Here is a 23,226-nt window from a genome sequence, read left to right as displayed (position 1 = left end):
GGACCCAATCGATGATTCGCGACATTCTGAAAATGGGCGACCCGCGGCTGTTGCGTATCGCCAAGTCGGTCGAGCACTTCGATACGCCGGAGCTGCATGAACTGGTGGCCGATATGTTCGACACCATGAAACATGCCAATGGCGCCGGGCTCGCCGCGCCGCAAATCGGCGTGGACTTGCAGGTAGTGATCTTCGGCTTCGAGCATAACGACCGGTATCCTGATGCGCCTGAGGTGCCCGAGACGGTGCTGATCAACCCGGTGATCACGCCGCTCACGCAGGATATGGAGGAAGGCTGGGAAGGGTGCCTGTCGGTGCCCGGGCTGCGCGGCATGGTCAGCCGCTATTCGATGCTGCGTTACGAAGGCTTCGATCAGTACGGCAAGAGCATCGACCGCATCGCCGAAGGGTTTCACGCCCGTGTAGTGCAGCATGAGTGCGATCATCTGATCGGCAAGCTGTATCCGATGCGCATTACCGACTTCAGCAAATTCGGATTCACCGAGATTCTCTTTCCCGGTCTCGATCCGCAAAGCGACGACTGATCGCCGAACGGCACTCGCCGCAGGATAAAAAAAGCCCGCTTCCAAGAAGCGGGCTTTTTCATTGGGCGTTGCCTACGCAGGCGGCGAAATCAGAACTCTTCGCCGGGACGCAGATAGCGCCACTGCCCCGCGGGCAGATTGCCCAGCGTGATGCGGCCCATGCGCACGCGCTTGAGGCCTGTGACGTGCAGACCGACCAGCTCGCACATACGGCGGATCTGACGCTTCTTGCCTTCCTTGAGCACGAAGCGCAGTTGCTCCGGGTTCTGCCATTCGACTTGTGCAGGCTTGAGCGGCTGATCGTCGAGTTCGAGGCCATGGCGCAGCAGCGCCAAACGATGCTCGGGGAAATGCGCTTGCACGTTCTGCTCATGTTCGTTGAACGACACGCGCACGAGGTATTCCTTCTCGATGTCCGAGTCTTCGCCGATCAGTTGCTTGGCGACGCGGCCGTCCTGCGTGAGGACGAGCAGGCCGGTGGAGTCGATGTCCAGACGGCCCGCGGGGGCCAGACTGCGCAGATGCGACGGCGAGAAGCGCACGCCAGCGTCGTCTTCCGACCAGTGGTTTTCACGGTTGACCAGCACGATCGCCGGCTCGTAGCCGTCTTCTGCCTGACCTGAGACGTAACCCACCGGCTTGTGGATGATGATGGTCACTCGATTGGCCTGTTCCTTGCGGGCGGCCTGCACGACGGTGATCTCTTGCGTGGGCAGAATGCGTGTACCGAGTTCGGTCACGACCTTGCCGTCGACACGGACCCAGCCCTTGGCAATCCACTCGTCGGCTTCGCGACGCGAGCACAGGCCGAGTTCCGACATGCGCTTGGACAGGCGCAGCGAGCCTGCGGCGTCGTTGTGGACCTTGATATCGTCGTCGTCATCGCGCTCGACGCGCGTCGGACGTGCAGCGCGCGCAGGGCGTGCGCCACGGTCGTCGTTGGCAAAACGGCCACGCGGTGCGCCTTCGGTGCCGCGATTGAACGGACGTGCCTGATCGCCACGGCCACCGCCTTCGGGCGCGCGGCGCGGACGGTCTTCGTCGAAACGTCGCGGTGCGCGGTCGTCGGCACCGCGATTGAACGGACGGCCTTGATTGCCACGGCCATCGCCTTCAGGCGCGCGGCGCGGACGGTCTTCGTCGAAACGACGCGGCGCACGGTCATCGGCCCCACGATTGAACGGACGGCCTTGATTGCCACGGCCGTCACCTTCCGGCGCGCGGCGCGGACGGTTCTCGTCGAAACGTCGCGGCGCGCGGTCGTCGGCCCCACGATTGAACGGACGGCCTTGATCGCCACGGCCACCGCCCTCGGGGGCGCGGCGCGGACGGTCGTCATCGAAACGGCGCGGGCGCTCGTCGTCAAAACGTGCCGGACGCGCACCAGCGACGCGTTCGCGCTGACCACGCGCCGGAGGGCGCTCACCATAAGGGCGCTTTTCGAACGGCGCTCCCGTTCCCGCTGGCTTGCGCGGTGCCCCCGCGCCCGCACCTGCCGGGCCCGCCGGGCGGCGTGCGCCACCAGCCGACTGCGTGAAGTCGTCGCCTGCCGGACGCGGACGGGAAGGCCGCGGTCCAGTCGGCTTCTTCTTCACGCCGCTGCCAGCGAGCTGCGACGCCGGGACGGCTTTCGTCGGACGGCGCAGCGCGCCAGACGAGCGCACCGGCGAGCGGGTCTTGTCGAGAGTTCGGGGGTGTTTGGCGCCCAGTTTGGCGCGCGGGGTATCGCTCATGGTTCCAGTGCTTCTAGTAATTCGGTCTCGACGGCAATTTGCAGACGGTTGTCCTGCAAACGGCTGCCATCGAGCAGGAACGTGTCTTCAACACGCTCGCCGAGGGTATTAATGCGGGCGGTGCGCACACTCACGCCATGACGCGCGAGCACGCGGGCAACCGCGTAAAGCAGACCGGTGCGGTCGTTGGCCGACACCGACAGCAGGTAATACTGACCGCGATCGTCCGGTCGCAGATCGACGCGCGGGGTGACCGGGAAGCTGCGCGAACGGCGCGGCAACCGGCCTTTGCTCGGCTCAGCGAGCGGCTCGGCTCGTGTGAGCAACGCCACCAACTCGCTCTCCACCAGGCTGATGATGTCGCGGTAGCTCGTGTCGAGCCCCGGGTCCGTCAGCAGGAAGCTGTCGAGCGCGAACCCATGGCTCGTGGTGTGCACCTTCGCGTCGAGAATCGACAGGCCCTTGCGCTCGAAGTAGCCGCAAATGCGTGCGAACAGATCGACCTGATCGCGCACGTACACCATCACCTGCAAACCCTCGCCAATGGGCGATGGCCGCGCCTTCACGATCGGCGTTGCGCTATCGACATGACGCCAAAGATGCCGCGTCTGCCAAGCCACGTCCGCCGGGTCGTTGCGTAAGAAATACGCCACGTCCAGCGTATTCCAGAGCGCCTCCTGTGCACGCTCGGGCACGGTGTAAAGCCGCAGGAGGCCGAGGGCTTCCTCCTTGCGTGTCTTCAACTGCGCATGCGGGTCGGGGTTCGCGCCGCCCAGCACTTGCAACGTCAGGCGGTACAGGTCTTCGAGCAGCTTGCCCTTCCAGGCGTTCCACACCTTCGGACTGGTGCCGCGAATATCGGCCACCGTGAGCAGATACAGCGCTGTGAGACGCCGTTCATTGCCCACTTTCTCCGCAAAGCGGCGAATCACCTCGGGGTCGGTCGTGTCTTGCTTTTGCGCCACCGTGCTCATCGTCAAATGCTCGCCCACGAGCCAGACGATCAGTTCGGTGTCTTCCTTGTCGATGCCGTGACGCGTGCAAAAGCGTCGCGCATCGACCATGCCCAGCGTGGAGTGATCGCCGCCGCGGCCCTTCGCAATATCGTGAAAGAGCGCGGCGATGGTCAGTACCCACGGCCGGTCGAAGTTGGCAATCAACTGGCTACAGAACGGGTATTCGTGCGCATGCTCGGCCACCGCAAAGCGGCGCATATTACGCACGACCATCAGAATGTGCTGATCGACGGTGTACACGTGGTACAGGTCGTGCTGCATCTGACCGACGACGCGGCGGAAGTTGATCAGATAACGGCCCAGCACGCTCGTCTGATTCATTAACCGCAACGCATGCGTGATGCCTTGCGGCTGCTGGAGAATCGCCAGAAACGTGCGGCGATTTTCCGGGTCAGCCCGCCAGTGGGCATTCATCAGCTCGCGCGCATTGTAAAGCGCCCGCAGCGTGCGCGCTGATAAACCTTTCACGCCGATGACTTGTTCGTAGAGCAGGAACGTTTCGAGAATGGCGTTCGGATGACGCGTATAGAGCTCGTCGTCGACGATCTCGATCATCCCTTGCTTCTCGACGAAACGCTCGTTGATCACGCGCGTAATGCCGCTGCTCTGCGGGAATAGCCGCGCTTCGACGTTGAGCAACAGCACCGTGTTGAGTTGCGAAACCGCCTTGGCCGCCCAGTAGTAGCGGCGCATGAGTTGTTCGCTCGCGCGCTTGGTGCTGGTCGCCTCGAAGCCGAGGCTTTGCGCGAGCGGCGTCTGCATGTCGAAGACGAGCACGTCCTGGCGGCGGCGCGCGATCAGATGCAAGCGGGCGCGCAAACCCTTGAGGAACTGCTCGTTACGGCGCAATTCCTTGAGTTCGCGATCGGTCAGCAGATCGCGCGCGAAGAGCTCCGACCAGCTATTGCCGAGGCCCGCGGCCTTCGTCATCCAGAGAATGACTTGCAGATCGCGCAGACCGCCCGGGCTTTCCTTGCAATTCGGCTCGAGGCTGTACGGCGTATCTTGATACTTCGCGTGGCGCTGGCGAATTTCCAACTGCTTGCTGCGGAAGAACGCGCGCGGATCGAGATCGGCGGAGAAGCGTTGCTCGAATTCCTCGAAGAGCGCCGGGTTGCCGGTGAGCAGGCGGGCTTCGAGCAAGCTGGTTTGTACCGTGACGTCGGCATGCGCTTCGGCAATGCACTCGTCGACGGTGCGCACCGAGGAGCCGATTTCCAGCCCGATGTCCCACAAAAAGCCAATGAACGGCTCGACGTGCGAGGTGAGTGCGCCGTCGCATTCGCCGTCGCCGCCGTTGCCACCGTTATGGCGGTGCAAGACGAGGATGTCGACGTCCGAATACGGGTACAACTCGCCGCGCCCGTAGCCGCCCACGGCGACCAGCGCGAGATCGTCGGGCATCGCGCAACTGGCCCACGCTTCGCGCATAGCCTGATCGACGGCGTGGCAAAGGCCATGCAGCAACACGTCGATCTTGCCGTGCGTGGCAAAGCGTTCGACGAGTTCGGCCTTACGTTCTTTGAGGGCCTGACGTAGCGGAGAAGGGGCGTGCGCGCGCGCGTGCATGGCGGCTTCCTGGGCGTGGAGAGACAGGGTCAGGCTGGGCGGCCGCCTGGGGGGGGGGCGGCCGGACACATAAACTCAAAAACTCAAGCGGCAGCGGCGAACGACGCCAGATAGGCCGAACCCGGCGGCGGGGGCGGCGTCAGGGCCGAATGCGTGAGCACTTCGTGGCCCGTTTCCGTGACCAGCAACGTGTGCTCCCATTGCGCCGACAGGCTGCGATCGCGCGTTTTCACCGTCCACTGATCGGGCATCGTGCGAATTTCGCGCTTGCCGGCGTTGATCATCGGTTCGATCGTGAAAATCATCCCGGCCTGCAACTCCAACCCGGTGCCGGGGCGGCCATAGTGCAGAATCTGCGGGTCTTCGTGAAACACCTGGCCGATGCCGTGGCCGCAATATTCGCGAACCACACTGTAGCCCTGGGCTTCGGCGTGCGTCTGAATCGCGTGGCCGATATCGCCAAGGCGCGCACCCGGGCGCACCTGGTTGATGCCGAGCCACATGCATTCGTAGGTCACTTGGGCGAGACGCTTGGCGAGAATGGTGCCGTCGCCGACGATGAACATGCGGCTCGTGTCGCCAAAATAGCCGTCTTTGATGACAGTGATGTCGATGTTGAGCGCGTCGCCGTTTTTGAGCGCCTTGTCGCCCGGAATGCCGTGACAGATCACGTCATTGACCGAAATGCAGGTGGCTTTGGGGTAGGGCGGGTAGCCCGGCGGCTGATAATTGAGCGGCGCGGGCACGGTGCCTTGCTCTTTGACCATGTACTCGTGGCACAGGCGGTCGAGCTCACCGGTGGTGACGCCGGCACGCACGTGCGGCGTAATGAAGTCGAGCACTTCGCTTGCCAGACGGCAGGCGACGCGCATCATTTCGACGTCGTGGGCATTCTTGATGGTGATGGCCATTGGGAAATCGGACATATCGCTGGAACAATGGCGCATTATCGCACCAACCTTCGGTTTTCGCCCCCGCTTTTGCCGGTGCTTGCCCCGTACGGCGTGGATTTCCGGCCGATTGGGCGTCAATTGGCGAGTCGGTTGCCGGGCAGCTTGGCGAGTGGCGCATGTCGGTGTTCCGAACTCGCCGGAAAGCCGCGCAAACCGGGGATTTACGGGATGTCACGGGAAGTTCACGCGTCGCTTGAGTACCAGCACAGTGCGATGCTATAATCTCGGGCTAAGTCGAGGACGAGTTGTCAATAAACCCAAGGGTTTTCCCTTGGAATTCAATGGCTTCTGTTGGGTTTTTGGGGTATTTTCTGCCCCGCGGTGGTGCAAATCGTTTGATTCGCGCTGCTTCCGACGGAGTGCCGGGTGGCGAAACTTGTCATCGGCTTAGAAAACTTTGAAATCGCGGGCCGGCGCACCCAGGGTGCCCGAACTTCGCAGGCGGGTCATGCAAAGCTGTATGGCAGTCTGACGAAACGGGTACGGCAGCCGGTCTAAGACCCAACCCTTACGGAGAATCACATGTCTGTCACTATGCGTCAGATGCTGGAAGCGGGCGTCCACTTTGGTCACCAAACCCGTTTCTGGAACCCCAAGATGGCCCCCTACATCTTCGGCCATCGCAACAAGATCCACATCATCAACCTCGAAAAGACGTTGCCGATGTACCAGGACGCGCTGAAGTACGTGCGCCAACTGGCTGCAAACCGCGGCACGATCCTCTTCGTGGGCACCAAGCGTCAAGCGCGTGAAATCGTGGCAGAAGCCGCAGGCCGCGCTGGCCAGCCGTTCGTCAACAACCGTTGGCTGGGTGGCATGCTGACGAACTTCAAGACCCTGAAGTCGTCGATCAAGAAGCTCAAGGACATGGAGCAGGCTCTGGAAGCCGGCGAGCAAGAGCGCATGAGCAAGAAGGAAGCGCTGCTGTTCGATCGCGAAATGGCCAAGCTGCAAAAGTCGATTGGCGGCGTGAAGGAAATGGGCGGCATGCCCGACGCCATCTTCGTGGTCGACGTCGGTTACCACAAGATTGCTATCACCGAAGCCAACAAGCTGGGCATTCCGGTGATCGCCGTGGTCGACACGAACCACTCGCCGGAAGGTGTGGATTACGTGATCCCGGGTAACGACGATTCGAGCAAGGCCGTCGAACTGTACGTGCAAGGCGTTGCTGACGCGATCCTCGAAGGCCGTGCAAACGCCGTCAAGGAAGTCGTCGAAGCCGTGCGCGGCGATGGCGACGAGTTCGTCGAAGTGAACGAAGAGGCGTAAGCGGCCACCGCTGCGTAACAAAAGGGGCTGCTTGTGGCGCCCCTTTTTTTTAGTCCGATTTCCCCGCGTCGGGTGCGCGGGGCGCCTGGGCAGGGCAGTGCGGCCGCCTGGGTGCCATCCGCCCGACTGATTCGATATACAGGAGTAACGATATGCCGGCAATTACTGCAGCGATGGTGGGCGAACTGCGCGCCAAGACCGATGCGCCGATGATGGAATGCAAGAAGGCGTTGACCGAAGCCGAAGGCAACATGGAACGCGCTGAAGAAATCCTGCGCGTCAAGCTGGGCAGCAAGGCCAGCAAGGCCGCTAGCCGCATCACGGCCGAAGGCGTGATCGCTACGTACATCGACGGCGGCAAGGGTGCTGTGGTCGAAATCAACTGCGAAACCGACTTCGTTTCGAAGAACGACGACTTCCTGAAGTTCGCCAACGACGTGGCCAAGCTCGTCGCTGAGAACAACCCGGCCGACGTGGCTGCACTGGGCGCGCTGCCGCTCGACGGCAAGACCGTTGAACAAGTGCGCACGGACCTGATCGGCAAGATCGGCGAGAACATGACCATCCGCCGCTTCCAGCGTTATGAAACGGCTGGCAAGCTGGCCGCGTACCTGCACGGCACGCGTATCGGCGTGGTCGTCGAGTTCGAAGGTGCTGATGCCGACGTGGGCAAGAACGTCGCCATGCACATCGCCGCGATGAAGCCGGTGTCGGTGTCGGCAGACCAAGTGTCGGCCGATCTGATCGAGAAGGAGCGCAGCGTCGCTTCGCAGAAGGCTGCTGAATCGGGCAAGCCGGCTGAAATCGTCGCGAAGATGGTGGAAGGCAGCGTTCAGAAGTTCCTGAAGGAAGTCACGCTGCTGAACCAAGCTTACGTGAAGGACGACAAGTCGACCGTCGAGCAAATGCTCAAGGCCAACAACACCACGGTCAAGGGCTTCACCATGTTCGTGGTCGGCGAAGGCATCGAGAAGAAGCAAGACGACTTCGCAGCCGAAGTGGCAGCGCAAGTGGCCGCCGCTAAGCAGTCGTAATTCGCGCAGTACCGTAGTATCCGGGGGCGGCGGTGCCGTCCCCGTTGTTTCATCCAGAATACCCTCACAGTGCCAGACCAGACTTCTTAGGGACCGCCATGTCTACTCCTTATAAACGCGTACTTCTCAAGCTCTCTGGTGAAGCCCTCATGGGTGACGATGCGTTCGGCATCAATCGTGCAACCATCGAACGCATGGTCGCCGATATTGCCGAAGTCGTTCGCCTTGGCGTACAACTGGCTGTCGTGATCGGCGGCGGTAACATTTTCCGTGGCGTGGCAGGCGGTGCCGCCGGGATGGACCGCGCAACGGCCGATTACATGGGCATGCTGGCGACCATGATGAATGCCCTGGCGTTGCAAGACGCAATGCGTCACGCCGGCATCGAAGCGCGTGTGCAGTCCGCGCTGCGTATGGACCAAGTGGTCGAGCCGTACATCCGCCCCCGCGCGATCCGTCAGTTGGAAGAAGGTAAAGTTGTGATCTTCGCCGCCGGCACGGGCAACCCGTTCTTCACGACCGATACGGCCGCTGCGCTGCGTGGTTCGGAAGTGGGTGCCGAAGTGGTGCTCAAGGCGACCAAGGTCGATGGCGTGTACTCGGCCGATCCGAAGAAGGATCCGGACGCCGTCAAGTATTCGACCATCAGCTTCGATGAAGCCATCTCGAAGAACTTGCAGGTCATGGACGCGACGGCTTTCGCGCTGTGCCGCGATCAGAAGATGCCGGTGCGCGTTTTCTCGATCGTGAAGCCGGGCGCGCTCAAGCACGTCATCCTCGGCGAAGACGAGGGAACGCTCGTCCACGTTTGAGTTCAAATTGCGGCGTCCGCGCGCATTGGCGCGCCGACGCCGTATCATTTACGTTTGTTTGCGTATCAATTCTAGGTTTGGAGGTTGTCATGACCGTTGCTGACATCACGAAGAATGCCGAGCAGAAGATGCAGAGCTCGATCGAATCGTTCAAGGGTAACCTCGCGAAGATTCGTACCGGACGCGCGCATACCGGCCTGCTCGACCACGTGCAGGTCGACTACTACGGTTCGATGGTGCCCATCTCGCAAGTCGCCAACGTGACGCTCGTCGACGGCCGCACGATCGGCGTGCAGCCGTGGGAAAAGAAGATGGTTGCCGTGGTGGAAAAGGCGATTCGCGATGCGGATCTCGGCCTGAACCCGGCCACCCAAGGCGAGCTGATTCGCGTGCCGATGCCCATGCTGACCGAAGAGCGTCGCCGCGAACTGACCAAGCTGGTCAAGTCGGAAGGCGAGAACGCCAAGGTTGCCGTGCGTAACCTGCGCCGCGACGCCAACGAGCAACTCAAGAAGCTGGTCAAGGAAAAAGAAGCCTCGGAAGACGACGAGCGCCGTGGCAACGATGTCGTTCAGAAGCTGACCGACAAGGCCGTCGTCGAGATCGACGAGCTGGTGCAAAAGAAGGACGCCGAGATCATGACGGTGTGAGTGCGTAAGCACTTGCCGTCTGATTCCTCGCCGACTTCGCGCCCTGACTCCCGCGCCGTATCTCAATGGGTTTTCTGAACTCCACGCTTACTGTTCCTGAAACAGCAAGTATTCCGCGCCACGTTGCCATCGTCATGGATGGCAACGGGCGTTGGGCTACCAGTCGTAAATTGCCGCGCGTTGCAGGTCACAAGCGCGGCGTCGATGCCGTGCGCGAGGCTGTCACGGCCTGCGCGGAGCTCGGTGTCGAGTACCTGACGTTGTTCGCGTTCAGTTCCGAGAACTGGCGCCGTCCGCAGGACGAGGTCTCGACGCTGATGCAACTGTTCATCCTGGCGCTGGAGCGCGAGGTGGGCAAATTGCATAGCAACGGCATTCGTCTTCGCGTGATCGGTGCGCTCGAAGCTTTCGAGCCGCGCATCCAGGAACTGGTGCGCCGTGCCGAGGAACGCACGAAAGACAATAAAGGCCTCACGCTCACCATTGCCGCAAATTACGGCGGCCGGTGGGACATTCTGCAAGCCGCGCAGAAGCTTGCCGCCACGCGTGTGGCGCAAGGCGGGGCCGCGGGGCTTGAGACGTCGTTTTCCGAAGACGATCTCGCGCCTTATCTGAGCATGGCTTATGCGCCGGAGCCGGATCTGTTCATCCGCACCGGCGGCGATCAGCGCGTCAGTAATTTTCTGCTTTGGCAACTGGCGTACACTGAACTGTATTTCACCGAAGAATTCTGGCCGGACTTCAACGCCGATACGCTCAAGCGCGCGGTTGCCGAGTTTCAGCAACGTGAGCGCCGATTTGGCCGTACCAGCGCGCAAGTCCAGAACCCCTCGGGACAATCCGCCTGATGCTCAAGACACGCGTTATTACCGCTGTCGTACTCCTCGCCATTCTTCTGCCCGTGATCTTCGTCGGTACGCCGGCGCAGTTTGCATTGCTCGCCGCTGTGATCGTTGCCGCGGCGGGTTGGGAATGGGGCCGTCTGGTCGGTCTGAACGGCACGGGCGCAGTCTTTTACGGCGCGCTCGCACTGCTCGGTGTGGGCATGACGTGGGCGGGCGGTTGGACGCTCACGCATATCTGGCTGAAACCGGCCGCCATTTTCTGGGTACTCGCCGGTCCCTATACGCTGATGCGCAAGCCCGCCACCAAGGGCTCATGGCGCGGTCTGCTGTTGGTCGCCGGCCCGGTGCTGTTGATTGCTGCGTGGCAGGCGTTGTGTCTGGCGCGCGAGCAGGGTGTGGCGTTCCTGTTGTCGGTGCTCGTCATCGTTTGGCTCGCCGATACCGGCGCGTATTTTGCCGGGCGTGCCTTCGGACGCCGCAAGCTGGCACCGTCGATCAGTCCGGGTAAATCGTGGGAAGGGGCCATCGGTGGCTGGTTGCTGGTGCTCGTCGTGGCAGGTGCGGTGCTCGCGAGCGGCCTTCAGGCGCCGACGATCGTTTCGCATCTTGCTAACACGCTCGGCCTTGCGCTCGGTGTGATCGCCCTCACGGTGCTGGTGGCCTTTTCGGTCGTCGGCGACCTGTTCGAATCTCAACTTAAACGGCAAGCCGGCGTGAAGGATTCCAGCGCGCTGCTGCCCGGCCACGGTGGCGTGCTCGATCGTATCGATGCCTTGCTGCCGGTGCTGCCACTGGCTCTGCTCTTCGTCTGATCATGTCGCAACGTCTCGTCATTCTCGGCTCTACCGGTTCCATCGGCGTTAGCACGCTCGATGTCGTGGGGCGTCATCCCGACCGTTTCTCCGTCTACGCGCTCACCGCGCACCGCAACCTCGAGCGCTTGTTCGAGCAGTGCGTCGCGCACCGCCCGCAAGTCGCCGTGGTGGCCGACGCCGACGGTGCCCGTCAACTGGCGGCACGTCTGGCTGATGCTGGGCTGAAGATCGACGTGACCTACGGTCCGCAAGCCCTGATCGATGTCGCAGAAGCCGGTGAGGCGACGATGGTTGTGGCGGCGATCGTGGGGGCAGCCGGTCTGCAATCGACGCTCGCCGCGGCGCGCGCCGGTAAGCGCATTCTGCTGGCTAATAAAGAGTCGCTCGTGCTCTCGGGCGCGCTGTTCATGGCGACGGCCGAACGTGCCGGTGCCACGCTGCTGCCGCTCGACAGCGAACACAACGCTATCTTCCAATGCCTGCCGCAAGTGGCGGGTGAGAATCGCATTTCCACGCGCGGGGTTGAGAAGCTGGTGCTGACGGCGTCGGGTGGTCCGTTCCGTGAGCGCGAGTTGGCATCGCTCGAGAATGTGACGCCCGATGAAGCGTGTGCGCATCCGAACTGGGTGATGGGCCGAAAGATTTCGGTCGACTCGGCGAGCATGATGAATAAGGGCCTTGAAGTGATCGAGGCGCACTGGTTGTTCAATATGCCGCCTGAGCGTATTGAAGTGCTGATTCACCCGCAGAGCGTGATTCACTCGATGGTTACCTACACGGACGGCTCGACGCTCGCCCAACTCGGTAACCCCGATATGCGCACGCCCATCGCGCACGCACTGGCGTTCCCGGATCGCGTGACCTCGGGTGTCGCAGGGCTGAACCTCGCCGATATCGGCAAGCTCACGTTCGAAGCGCCTGATCTGCGCCGCTTCCCGTGCCTGCGCCTCGCTTTCGAAACGCTGCATCGCGGCGGTACCGCCGGTGCATTGCTCAATGCAGCGAACGAGATCGCCGTCGCAGCGTTCCTCGAAGGCCGTATCCGCTTCACCGCCATCTCGCAGGTTGTCGAGCACGTGCTCGAGAGCGAGGCTGTGGGTGAGGCATCGTCGCTCGACGTCGTGCTCGAAGCCGACCGCCGTGCGCGCGAACTGGCGACGGCCTACGTGGCCAAGTTGCCGGCCCCGGCGGCATCGTCGTCGTGACGCTTTCTTCTATGTTGTCGTAACGCCATCGCGGCCCGAATTCGCTCATGACTCTGCTCACCACGTTGCTCGCCTTCGCCGTCGCCATTGGTGTGCTGGTGGTTTTCCATGAGTTGGGCCACTACACCGTCGCGCGATGGTGTGGCGTGAAGGTGCTGCGGTTCTCGGTGGGCTTTGGGGCGCCGGTCGTCAAATGGACGATGGGGCGCGACCGCACCGAATGGACCCTGTGCGCGCTGCCGCTCGGCGGCTACGTCCGCATGCTCGATGAGCGTGACGAGACGCAGGTGGTGGATCCCGAGGATCGGGCGCGCGCCTTCAATCGTCAGTCGGTCTACAAGCGCTTCGCCATTGTGGCGGCCGGGCCGATCGCCAACTTCTTGCTTGCCATTGCCCTTTACGCCGGTTTGAATCTCGCGGGCGTGACGGAGCCTGTCGCCCGCATTGCCGCACCGGCAGCGGGGACGCTGGCCGCGCGTGCCGGTCTGGCGGGCGGTGAACTCATTACTGGTGTGCGTGAAAACGGCAACAGCCCGGATGAGGCGGTGGGCGACGAAAGCCCAGTGCGTTCCTGGGAAGATCTGCGCTGGCGCCTGGTCGATCCGATGATCGACGGTCAGCGCGTCACGCTCGTTGCGCGCACCCGTGATGGACGGGCCGAGTACATGCTGGACGCTGCCGGTCAGCATTTCGATGCCGACAGCGAACAGGATTTCATGCAGCGTCTGGGGTTGGTGCCGTCGGCGCGCGTCAAGGTGGGGCAGTTGCTGCCCGACGGCGCGGCGGGGAAGGCTGGCTTGCGCGTAGGCGACGAGATTACGGCGGTAGACGGGCTTGCGGTGGTATCTGCCAAAGCGCTGGTCGACGCCGTGCGCGCGCATCCGGGTAAGCCGTTGACGCTCACCATTCGCCGCGACGGCGCGACGCAGCAGATTACGCTCACGCCGAGTGCCGAAGTCGACGCCGAGCAGTCGGGCGGTGGCGCTGCGGCCGCACGCGTGGGCAAAATCGGCGCGGCGCTGGCCAGCCAGGTCGACACGGTGACGGTGCGTTACGGCTTGTTCGAGGCGATCGGGCGGGGTGCGCAGCGCACTTGGGATGTCACGGCCTTTAGCGTGCGGATGTTCGGCAAGATGATCACGGGGCAAGCGTCGCTCAAGAATTTGAGCGGCCCGGTCACGATCGCCGACTACGCGGGGCGTTCGGCTCGACTCGGTCTCGATTATTTCGTTGCCTTTCTGGCCCTTGTCAGCATCAGCCTGGGCGTATTGAATCTGCTACCGATTCCGGTTTTGGACGGTGGCTATCTGTTATATTATGCGGTCGAAGCGATAACCGGTCGGGCAGTCTCCGAGCGGTGGCAGGGCGCGCTGCAACGAGTGGGCATCGTTTGCATCCTTGCGCTCTCTGCCGTAGCACTTTTCAATGACCTGTCAAAGTTGTTGCATTAGGGCGATTTGACCCTGACAGCGTCACGTGCCTGCCGGTCGCAGGCAAATCCGAGTTTTTTACGATTCAATTGTTTCTTGGGGAAGCAAGTTGTCGAATAAATACCACCTTGTTCCGAAGACCCTGGTGATTGCGGTTCTGGCGGCACACAGTTTCCTGGCACGCGCCGTCGAGCCGTTCGTGGTCAAGGATATCCGAGTGGAGGGCTTGCAGCGTATTGAACCCGGCACCGTGTTCTCTTACTTGCCGGTCAAGCCGGGCGACAAGTTCAACGATGATAAGGGCACCGAAGCAATTCGTGCCCTTTATGCCACGGGCCTGTTCTCGGACGTGAGCGTTGAAGCGCAAGGCAGCGTGCTGGTGGTGCACGTCAACGAGCGCCCCGCGATTGCGACCATCGACTTCCTCGGCATCAAGGAATTCGACAAAGACGGTCTGAAGAAGGCATTGCGCTCGGTCGGCCTGACCGAAGGCCGTACCTTCGACCGCAACCTGCTCGACAAATCGGAGCAGGAACTCAAGCGTCAATACCTCACGCGCGGTTACTACGCCGCCGACGTGAAGACGACGATCACGCCGCTCGAACGCAACCGCGTGGGTATCCAGTTTGCCGTGACCGAAGGCCCCAAGGCGACGATCCAGCAGATCAACTTCGTGGGCAACAAGGCGTTCTCGTCGTCTGACCTGACCGCCGAGATGGAACTGGGCACGCCGAACTGGCTGTCGTGGTACTCCAAGAACGACTTGTACTCGAAGGACAAGCTCACGGGCGATCTGGAAAAACTCCGTTCGTTCTACCTGAACCGTGGCTATCTGGAATTCAACATCGACTCCACCGACGTCTCGATCACGCCGGATAAGGACGAGATGTTCCTGACCATCAATTTGCACGAAGGCGAGCCGTACAAGGTGTCGGACGTGAAGCTGTCGGGCGAAATGCTCGGCAAGCAAGACGACATCCAGAAGCTCATCCAACTCAAGGCAGGCGACACGTTCTCGGCCGCGAAACTGCAAGCGAGCACGAAGGCCATTTCGGACCTGCTCGGCAACTACGGCTTCGCGTTTGCCAACGTGAACGCCCAGCCGACCATCGATCGCAACAATCACACCGTGGCGCTGACGCTGACGATCGATCCGGGCCGCCGCGTGTATGTGCGCAAGATCAACATCGTGGGCAACTCGCGCACGCGTGACGAAGTGATTCGCCGCGAAATGCGCCAGCTGGAAAGCTCGTGGTACGACGCCGACCGTCTGAAGCTCTCGCAAGACCGTATCAACCGTCTGGGCTACTTCACCGACGTGAACGTGACGACCGAGCCGGTGGCCGGTTCGAACGACCAGGTCGACCTTCAAGTGAAGGTGGAAGAAAAGCCGACCGGTACGATCAACGTCGGTGCCGGCTTCTCGTCGACCGACAAGGTGGTGCTGCAAGCGGGTATCAGCCAGGACAACGTGTTCGGTTCGGGTACCTCGCTGTCGGTGAACGTGAACACGGGTAAGACGTACCGTACGTTGGCCGTGACGCAGGTCGATCCGTACTTCACCGTCGACGGCGTGAGCCGTATTACCGACGTGTACTACCGTACGTATCAGCCGCTGTTGCTGACCAGCGATTCGGATTTCCGTATCAACACGCTCGGCGGTAACTTGAAGTTCGGTGTGCCGTTCTCGGAAGTCGACACGGTGTTCTTCGGCATCGGCTTCGAACAAACGCGTCTGCACCTGACGAGCGACGGTACGACGCCGCAACGCTACATCGATTACGCGAACCAGTTCGGCTATGTCAGCAACAACTACCCGCTGACGGTGGGTTGGTCGCGCGACTCGCGTGACAGCGCGCTGATTCCGAATCGCGGTCACTATCAGCAGGCCAACATCGAAATCGGCACGCCGATCGGGACGACCAAGTACTTCCGTGCGTACTACCAGCACCAGTACTACTACCCGGTCAGCCGAGGCTTCACGCTGGCCTTGAACGGTGAAGTGGGCTACGGTCACGGGATGGGCGGTCAGCCGTTCCCGATCTTCAAGAACTACTTCGCGGGCGGTATCGGCTCGGTGCGTGGTTATGAGCCGAGTTCGCTGGGTCCGAAGGACACGAACGGCGAACCGCTGGGCGGCGCATCGAAGCTGATCGGTAACATCGAACTGACGTTCCCGCTGCCGGGCACCGGGTATGACCGCACGCTGCGGATCTTCACGTTCTTCGACGGCGGTAACGTGTTCGATAACGGCCAGGCGATTACCTTCAATAACCTGCGCTATTCTTACGGTTTCGGGTTGTCGTGGATTTCGCCGATCGGCCCGCTCAAGCTCTCGATGGGCTTCCCGCTCGTCAAGAAGACGGGCGACCAGTATCAGAAATTCCAGTTCCAGGTCGGTACGTCGTTCTAACGACGGCAACTCGACCGGTTCCGAAGGTTTCATCGTTGTAAGGGGTAATACATTGAACGGTATCCGTAAGCATTGCCTGCGCGGCGTGGCCGCGGCGTTGCTGGCCGGAGCGGCATTTGCCGCATCGGCCCAGGATGCGCGCATCGCCGCTGTCAATTCGGATCGCATTCTGCGCGATTCGGCACCGGCCAAGGCCGCACAAGCCAAGCTCGAAGCAGAGTTCTCCAAGCGGGATCAGGACCTTCAGGCCATGGCAGCACGCCTCAAGGCGATGTCGGACAAGCTCGACAAGGACAACGCCACGTTGTCCGACGCCGAGCGCGCCAAGCGTCAACGCGATCTGGCGGCGGCCGACACGGAATTCCAGCGTAAACAGCGCGAATTCCGTGAGGATCTGAACCAGCGCCGCAACGAAGAACTCGCTGCGGTGCTCGATCGTGCGAACCGTGTGATCAAGCAGATTGCCGAGACGGACAAATACGATCTGATCGTGCAGGAAGCGGTCTACGTGAGCCCGCGCATCGACATCACTGACAAGGTGCTCAAGACGCTGAACGCAAGTTCGGGTAGCAGCACCGGCGGCAAGTGACGGGCGCGCGCTCCATGTCGGTCACGCTCGCTCAGTTGGTCGCCCGCTTCGGCGGCAATCTCGTCGGTGACGGCGAGGTGACCGTCGCAGGTCTGGCGCCGCTCGATCGTGCCGGCGCGCGCGACCTCGCGTTTCTGTCCAATCCGAAATATCTCGCCGAAGTGCCCGATTCGGGCGCGGCGGCCGTCATTCTCTCCCAAGCCGATTTCGACAAACTGCCGTCGCACGACGGCCGTGCGTGGATCATTGCGCCTAACCCTTACGCTTACTTCGCGCGCGTGGCGCAGATGTTCGCGGACGCGGCGGCGCCTGCACCGGCGGCAGGGATTCACCCGAGCGCCGTGGTCGATCCGTCGGCCGTGGTGCCCGCATCCTGCGTGATCGGGCCGAATGTCGTGATCGAAGCTGGTGCCCGTCTCGGCGAGCGCGTGCGGCTGGTGGCGAACGTGTTCGTTGGCCGTGGCACGACGCTGGGCGACGATGTTCTCGTCTATCCGAACGCCACGCTGTACCACACGAGCGTGATCGGCGCGCGTTGCGTCATTCACGCAGGTGCGGTGATTGGTTCGGACGGCTTTGGTTTTGCACCCGACTTTTCTGCCGCTGGCGGCGAGTGGGTGAAGATTCCGCAAGTGGGCCGTGCGGTGATCGAAGACGACGTCGAAATTGGCGCATCGACTTCGATCGACCGTGGCGCGATGGCCGATACGGTGATCGAGCGCGGTTGCAAGATCGACAATCAGGTGCAGATTGCGCACAACGTGCGCGTCGGTGCCTATACCGTCATTGCCGCCTGCACGGGCATTGCCGGTAGCAGTACCATCGGTAAGTTCTGCATGCTGGGCGGGGCGGTGGGTGTCGCGGGTCACGTGACCATCGGCGACAAAGTCATCGTCACGGCCAAATCGGGCGTGTCGAAGTCGATTCCGGGCCCGGGCACGTATACCAGCGCATTTCCGGCAATTCCGAACGCCGAATGGAATAAAAACGCGGCGATCATGCGCAATCTGGACAAGATGCGCGACCGCGTGCGTCAACTTGAAGCGAAGGTCAAGGACCTGCAAGACAAATGAGCGAGACCAATACCAATATCGACGTCAGCAAGCTCGACATCCATAAGATCATGAAGTTGTTGCCCCATCGGTATCCGATGCTGATGGTGGACCGCGTGATCGCACTCGAGCCGCACAAGAACATCAAGGTCATCAAGAACGTCACGATCAACGAGCCGTACTTCACGGGGCACTATCCGCAGCGTCCGGTGATGCCGGGCGTGCTGATCGTCGAAGCGCTGGCCCAGGCTGCTGCGCTGCTCACGTTCTCGGAAGAAGCGGTGCATGACGAAAACACGCTCTACTATTTCGTGGGCATCGAGAACGTTCGTTTCAAGCGTCCGGTCGAACCGGGTGACCAACTGATCCTGGACGTCGACTTCCTGAATGAGCGTCGCGGCTTCTACAAGTTCAAGGGCAAGGCTCTTGTGGATGGCAAGCTCGCGGCGGAAGCCGAGTTCATGTGCATGGTCAAGAAAAACGGCGAATAACCGGAACCGAGACGTCCATGACGAATATTCATTCCACCGCGGTTGTCGATCCCAAGGCGCAACTGGCTGACGACGTCGTCGTCGGTCCGTACGCGATCGTCGGTCCGAACGTGACGATCGGCGCAGGTTCGCAGATCCTGTCGCACACGATTGTCGACGGTCACACGACGCTGGGTGAGGGCAACAAGATCGGCCCGTTCGCGTCGATCGGCGGTACCCCGCAGGACATGAAGTACGCCGGTGAGCCGACCAAGCTCATCATCGGCGATCGCAACACGATCCGCGAGTTCACGACCATCCACACCGGTACGGTGCAGGACGGTGGCCTGACCAGCGTCGGTAACGACAACTGGATCATGGCTTACGTGCATATCGCACACGATTGCCATGTGGCCAACCACACGGTGTTCTCGAGCAATGCGCAGTTGGCAGGGCACGTCCATGTTGGCGATTGGGCCATCATCGGCGGCATGACCGGCGTGCATCAGTTCGTGCGCATCGGTGCGCATTCGATGGTCGGTGGCGCGTCGGTCCTCGTGCAGGACGTGCCGCCGTTCGTGATTGCCTCGGGCGATCGCGCGGTGCCTTACGGCATCAACGTCGAAGGGTTGCGCCGCCGCGGTTTCTCCGCCGATGCGATCAAGGCGCTGCGCGATGCGTACAAGTTGCTCTACAAGAGCGGCCTGACGCTCGACGAAGCCAAGGCGCAGATCGACGCGTTCGACAAAGCCAATACGGCGGCTGCGCCCGCCACCGAAGCTGCCGATGTGCACAGCTCGGTGATCGCACTGCTGGACTTCCTCAATACGAGCACGCGCGGTATCGTGCGCTGACCTATGCCGCCGACCCTTCCCGGTACCGGCCAGCGAACCCTGGCGATGGTGGCCGGGGAGTTGTCTGGCGATCTCATTGCCGGCAACGTGCTTGCCGGTCTCAAGCAGAGACTTCCCGCCGACATCGCGTATGCAGGTGTCGGTGGCCCGCATATGGCCGAAGAGGGCTTTAACGCCTATTGGCCGATCGACAAGCTGTCGGTCATGGGGTACGTGGAAGTCATCAAGCATCTGCGCGAAATTCTCTCGATTCGTAAGCAACTGCGCGAGCATTGGCTGGCAGACAAGCCGATGGCGTTCGTCGGTTTCGATGCCCCCGATTTCAACTTCGATCTCGAAATCAAGCTGCGCGAAGCCGGTGTGCCGACGATTCACTTCGTGAGCCCGTCGATCTGGGCGTGGCGCGGTGGCCGCATCAAGAAGATCAAGCGTGCGGTCGATCACATGCTTTGCCTGTTTCCGTTCGAGCCGGAGATTTACCACCGGGCAGGTATCGACGCGACCTTTGTCGGTCACCCGATGGCCGACAAGATTCCGATGGTGCCGGACGTTGCCGGTGCCCGCGCGAAACTTGGTCTTGCGGGAGATGCCCCCGTCGTCGCGATTCTGCCGGGCAGCCGGACGTCGGAAGTGCAGCGGCTCGCGCCGGTGTTCTTCGCCGCGATGCGTTTGCTTGCCCAGCGCGATCCCTCGATTCGCTTCGTGCTGCCGGCAGCGACGCCGCGCCTGCGCACGATGATGAAGCCGATCTTCGACGCGCACAGCGATCTGAATCTCACGGTAACCGACGGCAAGGCGCCGCTGGCGCTTGAAGCCTCGGACAGCGTGCTGCTCGCCAGCGGGACGGCCACGCTCGAAGCGGCGCTGTACAAGAAGCCGATGGTGATTTCGTACAAGGTGCCTTGGCTCACGGCGCAGATCATGAAGCGTCAGGGCTATCTGCCGTATGTGGGCTTGCCCAACATTCTCTCGGGCGAGTTTGTCGTGCCGGAGTTGTTGCAGCATTTCGCCACGCCAGAAGCGCTGGCCGATGCCGTGTGGAAGCAACTGACCGACCCTGAATTGCGCGAGTCGTTGCAGGCGCGTTTCACCAAAATTCACGAGCAATTGCGCCAGAACACGGCCGAGCGTTCGGCGGAAGTGATCGAGCGTGTGTTGCGCGAAAAGGGGCGACTATGAGCGAAGACGTCGCCCGCACGGGCCGAACGAGCCGTGGCGCCACGCGGGGGCAGGGGGTGGGCGATGTACCGTCGTCGGTTGCCAAGCCGCGTACGCGTGCATCTAAGGCGCCGGTGCCGCAGATGGCCTTCGACCTGTTTGCCGATGCTGCTGAAGACCTGACCTGCGGTGTCGATGAGGTGGGGCGCGGTCCGCTGGCAGGGCCGGTGGTGACTGCCGCCGTGATTCTCGATCCGTCTCGTCCGATCAAAGGACTGGCCGACTCGAAGAAGCTCACCGCAAAACGCCGTGAAGCGCTGTACGACGAGATTATTGAATGCGCGTTGGCGTATCACATCGCCGAAGCCAGTGTTGCCGAGATCGATTCGCTGAACATTCTGCACGCGACCATGCTCGCGATGCAGCGCGCGGTGAACGGCCTGCCGCGTGTGCCGACGCTGGCACTCATCGACGGCAACCGTTGCCCGGTCTTGCCGATGCGGTCCGAGGCGATCATCAAGGGTGACGACAAAGTGCCCGCGATTTCCGCTGCGTCGATTCTTGCCAAGGTCACGCGCGACCGTCAGCTAGTGGCGCTGCATGAGGAATTTCCGCAGTACGGCTTCGACGTGCATGCGGGATACGGCACGCCACGTCATCTCGAAGCCCTGCGCACGCACGGGCCGAGCCCGCACCACCGCCAGTCGTTTGCGCCGGTGCGTGAGGCATTTGCGTTGTTCGGCACGCTCACGGTCTCACGCATGGCCCGTTCGTCATGAAACTGATCAGTTCCAAAGACAACCCGTTCTACAAACGGCTCAAGCTGCTCGCGCAGTCGAATCAGCAGCGCCGCAAGCTCGGGCAGACGCTGCTCGAAGGCGTGCATCTGGCCGACGCCTATCTCGACGCTCTGGGGCAACCTCTGGTTTGCGTGGCGGCAGAGCAGGCACTCGATAACGACGAAGTTGCCGCGATTTGGGCGCGTGTTGAACCGGATCGCCGGGTGTGCCTGCCGCACGCGTTGTTCGAGCCGCTCTCGACGCTTGTGAATGGGGTGCCGCTGCTGTTCGTGGTCGAGATGCCGAGCGGTCATCTGCCCGCCTCGCAAACGGCCGATTGTGTGATTCTCGATGCCGTGCAGGACGCCGGTAACGTCGGCTCGATTCTGCGTAGCGCGGCAGCGGCTGGCGTGCGCGACGTGTACTGCATGTCGGGTACCGCGCTAGCTTGGTCGAGCAAGGTGCTGCGTGCCGGGATGGGGGCGCATTTCTCGCTCAATATCGTCGAGCACTGCACGCCCGATTCGCTGGCACCGCGACTGGCGGTGCCACTGCTGGCCACGAGCCTGCAAGCCAAGACATCGCTTTATCAAGAGGATCTGCGTCAGCCGGTGGCCTGGATTTTCGGTAATGAAGGCGCGGGCGTGTCGCCGCACTGGCTCTCGCGCGTGCAGACGCCGGTGCGCATTCCGCAACCGGGTGGCATGGAGTCACTCAACGTGGCTGCTTGCGCCGCCGTCTGCCTTTTCGAGGCGGTGCGTCAGCGGTTGGATTAAGGTGTGGCGCGTGGCACGCGCGGACTGACGCAAGTCGTGCCGCCAAAAACAAAGGGACGCCAGTGTTTCACTGAGCGTCCCTTTTTCACGCTTGGCTGCAACGTTCGATCAATACACGTCGCGTTCCAGCTTGATTTCCTGAAGAATCGTGGTCGCGATTTCTTCGATCGACTTATGCGTCGACGACAGCCATTTGATGCCTTCGCGACGCATCATCGCTTCGGCTTCGTTGACTTCGTAACGGCAGTTTTCCAGCGAGGCGTACTTGCTGCCGGGACGACGCTCGTTACGAATTTCCGACAGGCGCTGCGGGTCGATCGACAGCCCGAAGATCTTGTCCTTGAACTGGTCGAGCGTGGAGGGCAGTTTCTCGCGCTCGAAGTCTTCGGGAATGAGCGGGTAGTTGGCCGCCTTCACGCCGTACTGCATGGCGAGATACAGCGTGGTCGGCGTCTTGCCGCTGCGCGATACGCCCACGAGGATCACGTCGGCGCTCTTCAGATTCTTGTTGGACTGCCCGTCGTCGTGCGCCAGCGAGAAATTCACCGCTTCGATCCGGTTCTTGTACGCTTCGCTGTCTGCGTTCTGGTGCACGCGGCCGATGGCGTGCATCGACTTAAGGCCGAGTTCGTGTTCGAGCGGTTCGATGAACGTCTGGAACATGTCGAGAATCACGCCCTGCGTGTTGCGCAGAATCTCGTTGGCCCGCGCGTCGACCAGCGTGCTGAAGATAATCGGGCGAACATTGTCGACCCGATACATTTCATTGATCCGTTGCGCCGTTTCATAGGCTTTATCGACGGAATCCACGAACGGCACGCGAATCTGACGAAAACGCATCTCGAACTGCGCCAGGATCGAATGCGCGAAGGTTTCCGCCGTAATGCCCGTGCCGTCGGACACGATAAAGACCGGACGGATGTTCACGGGCTTGGCTGCTGCGGCAGACGTATCGGCAGCAACGGCGGGGCTTGCGGGGGAATTCGGGGGAGTAGAGGCTTCGCTCATGCGCAGAATCGCAAATTGGTGCATTGCACGGTAGAATAGCGGCAACTTGTTGGATAAGCAATTGCGCGGCCATCGCGCGAACCCCCGTCAGAAGCCCGCCCGATGCGGCGCTCCGGGAAGTTCGGGTGGTTTGGGCAAGTTGTTGGGGAGCTAGCCCCTGGTCCTCGACATCGCCAAGGCGCGATTTCTTATCCAACAGGTCAGTCGGCCGATGTTAGTCCCAGCCGATTCGCCGAGAATTTTTTTTC

At 61.8% G+C, this 23,226-nt stretch carries 21 protein-coding genes; 17 read left to right on the top strand and 4 right to left on the bottom strand.

Going from position 1 to position 23,226, the window contains the following annotated elements; all coding sequences use genetic code 11:
- Positions 1–11 precede the first annotated feature (11 nt).
- On the top strand, positions 12–545 hold the full coding sequence (gene def, locus PPN31114_RS05500) for a peptide deformylase (RefSeq protein ID WP_150678434.1): 534 nt from the start codon (positions 12–14) through the stop codon (positions 543–545).
- A gap of 89 nt (positions 546–634) precedes the next feature.
- On the opposite strand, the gene PPN31114_RS05495 is transcribed toward def, so the two are convergent.
- The 3 genes from PPN31114_RS05495 to map all read right to left on the bottom strand — a co-directional run bounded on the left by PPN31114_RS05495 (position 635) and on the right by map (position 5,774).
- A complete protein-coding gene (locus tag PPN31114_RS05495) occupies positions 635–2,278 on the bottom strand; it encodes a pseudouridine synthase (RefSeq protein WP_150678433.1) in 1,644 nt (547 codons plus the stop codon).
- The gene (locus tag PPN31114_RS05490; protein WP_150678432.1) at positions 2,275–4,863 is read right to left on the bottom strand and encodes a [protein-PII] uridylyltransferase; all 2,589 of its coding nucleotides are present in this window, start codon (positions 4,861–4,863) and stop codon (positions 2,275–2,277) included. Before PPN31114_RS05490 ends, PPN31114_RS05495 begins: the two co-directional genes overlap by 4 nt.
- An 83-nt stretch (positions 4,864–4,946) precedes the next feature.
- Complete coding sequence (map, locus tag PPN31114_RS05485) at positions 4,947–5,774, bottom strand: type I methionyl aminopeptidase (protein ID WP_150678431.1); 828 nt, start codon at positions 5,772–5,774, stop codon at positions 4,947–4,949.
- A 564-nt stretch (positions 5,775–6,338) separates the two neighbouring features.
- Between map and rpsB the strand changes: the two genes are divergently transcribed.
- The 16 genes from rpsB (at position 6,339) to PPN31114_RS05405 (ending at position 21,970) form a co-directional block, all read left to right on the top strand.
- Entirely contained in the window at positions 6,339–7,088 is a 750-nt protein-coding gene (rpsB, locus tag PPN31114_RS05480; protein ID WP_150678430.1) for a 30S ribosomal protein S2, read from the top strand.
- 152 nt (positions 7,089–7,240) lie between these two features.
- Complete coding sequence (gene tsf / locus PPN31114_RS05475) at positions 7,241–8,122, top strand: translation elongation factor Ts (RefSeq protein ID WP_150678429.1); 882 nt, start codon at positions 7,241–7,243, stop codon at positions 8,120–8,122.
- A gap of 98 nt (positions 8,123–8,220) precedes the next feature.
- On the top strand, positions 8,221–8,934 hold the full coding sequence (gene pyrH / locus PPN31114_RS05470) for a UMP kinase (protein ID WP_150678428.1): 714 nt from the start codon (positions 8,221–8,223) through the stop codon (positions 8,932–8,934).
- Positions 8,935–9,023: 89 nt separating this feature from the next.
- Positions 9,024–9,584 (top strand): ribosome recycling factor, encoded by a 561-nt coding sequence (gene frr / locus PPN31114_RS05465; protein WP_150678427.1) that lies wholly within the window; start codon positions 9,024–9,026, stop codon positions 9,582–9,584.
- A gap of 65 nt (positions 9,585–9,649) precedes the next feature.
- Positions 9,650–10,432 carry a polyprenyl diphosphate synthase gene (gene uppS / locus PPN31114_RS05460; RefSeq protein WP_150678426.1) on the top strand — a complete coding sequence of 261 codons (783 nt, stop codon included), beginning with the start codon at positions 9,650–9,652 and terminating at the stop codon, positions 10,430–10,432.
- Positions 10,432–11,241 (top strand): phosphatidate cytidylyltransferase, encoded by an 810-nt coding sequence (locus PPN31114_RS05455; RefSeq protein ID WP_150678425.1) that lies wholly within the window; start codon positions 10,432–10,434, stop codon positions 11,239–11,241. Before uppS ends, PPN31114_RS05455 begins: the two co-directional genes overlap by 1 nt.
- Before the next feature lie 2 nt (positions 11,242–11,243).
- Complete coding sequence (ispC, locus tag PPN31114_RS05450) at positions 11,244–12,449, top strand: 1-deoxy-D-xylulose-5-phosphate reductoisomerase (protein ID WP_150678424.1); 1,206 nt, start codon at positions 11,244–11,246, stop codon at positions 12,447–12,449.
- 47 nt (positions 12,450–12,496) lie between these two features.
- Positions 12,497–13,900: an RIP metalloprotease RseP gene (gene rseP / locus PPN31114_RS05445; RefSeq protein WP_150678423.1), complete on the top strand. Its 1,404-nt coding sequence runs from the start codon at positions 12,497–12,499 to the stop codon at positions 13,898–13,900.
- A gap of 88 nt (positions 13,901–13,988) precedes the next feature.
- The gene (bamA, locus tag PPN31114_RS05440) at positions 13,989–16,292 is read left to right on the top strand and encodes an outer membrane protein assembly factor BamA (protein WP_174987707.1); all 2,304 of its coding nucleotides are present in this window, start codon (positions 13,989–13,991) and stop codon (positions 16,290–16,292) included.
- A 52-nt stretch (positions 16,293–16,344) separates the two neighbouring features.
- Complete coding sequence (locus tag PPN31114_RS05435) at positions 16,345–16,881, top strand: OmpH/Skp family outer membrane protein (RefSeq protein WP_370865831.1); 537 nt, start codon at positions 16,345–16,347, stop codon at positions 16,879–16,881.
- A 14-nt stretch (positions 16,882–16,895) separates the two neighbouring features.
- Complete coding sequence (gene lpxD / locus PPN31114_RS05430; RefSeq protein ID WP_150678421.1) at positions 16,896–17,954, top strand: UDP-3-O-(3-hydroxymyristoyl)glucosamine N-acyltransferase; 1,059 nt, start codon at positions 16,896–16,898, stop codon at positions 17,952–17,954.
- On the top strand, positions 17,951–18,424 hold the full coding sequence (gene fabZ / locus PPN31114_RS05425) for a 3-hydroxyacyl-ACP dehydratase FabZ (protein ID WP_150678420.1): 474 nt from the start codon (positions 17,951–17,953) through the stop codon (positions 18,422–18,424). Before lpxD ends, fabZ begins: the two co-directional genes overlap by 4 nt.
- A gap of 17 nt (positions 18,425–18,441) precedes the next feature.
- Entirely contained in the window at positions 18,442–19,257 is an 816-nt protein-coding gene (gene lpxA, locus PPN31114_RS05420) for an acyl-ACP--UDP-N-acetylglucosamine O-acyltransferase (RefSeq protein ID WP_150678419.1), read from the top strand.
- 3 nt (positions 19,258–19,260) lie between these two features.
- Positions 19,261–20,436, top strand: a complete 1,176-nt coding sequence (gene lpxB, locus PPN31114_RS05415) for a lipid-A-disaccharide synthase (protein ID WP_174987704.1) — start codon at positions 19,261–19,263, stop codon at positions 20,434–20,436.
- 122 nt (positions 20,437–20,558) lie between these two features.
- Complete coding sequence (gene rnhB / locus PPN31114_RS05410) at positions 20,559–21,194, top strand: ribonuclease HII (RefSeq protein WP_174987854.1); 636 nt, start codon at positions 20,559–20,561, stop codon at positions 21,192–21,194.
- Positions 21,191–21,970, top strand: a complete 780-nt coding sequence (locus tag PPN31114_RS05405) for a TrmH family RNA methyltransferase (RefSeq protein ID WP_150678417.1) — start codon at positions 21,191–21,193, stop codon at positions 21,968–21,970. Before rnhB ends, PPN31114_RS05405 begins: the two co-directional genes overlap by 4 nt.
- Before the next feature lie 108 nt (positions 21,971–22,078).
- Here the strand turns inward: PPN31114_RS05405 and ppsR are convergent, their stop codons facing one another.
- The gene (ppsR, locus tag PPN31114_RS05400; RefSeq protein WP_150678416.1) at positions 22,079–22,978 is read right to left on the bottom strand and encodes a posphoenolpyruvate synthetase regulatory kinase/phosphorylase PpsR; all 900 of its coding nucleotides are present in this window, start codon (positions 22,976–22,978) and stop codon (positions 22,079–22,081) included.
- Positions 22,979–23,226: the final 248 nt, after the last annotated feature.

This window comes from Pandoraea pneumonica, assembly GCF_902459645.1.
Taxonomy (GTDB): domain Bacteria; phylum Pseudomonadota; class Gammaproteobacteria; order Burkholderiales; family Burkholderiaceae; genus Pandoraea; species Pandoraea pneumonica.
This window is presented reverse-complemented; position numbering and strand designations above follow the sequence as displayed.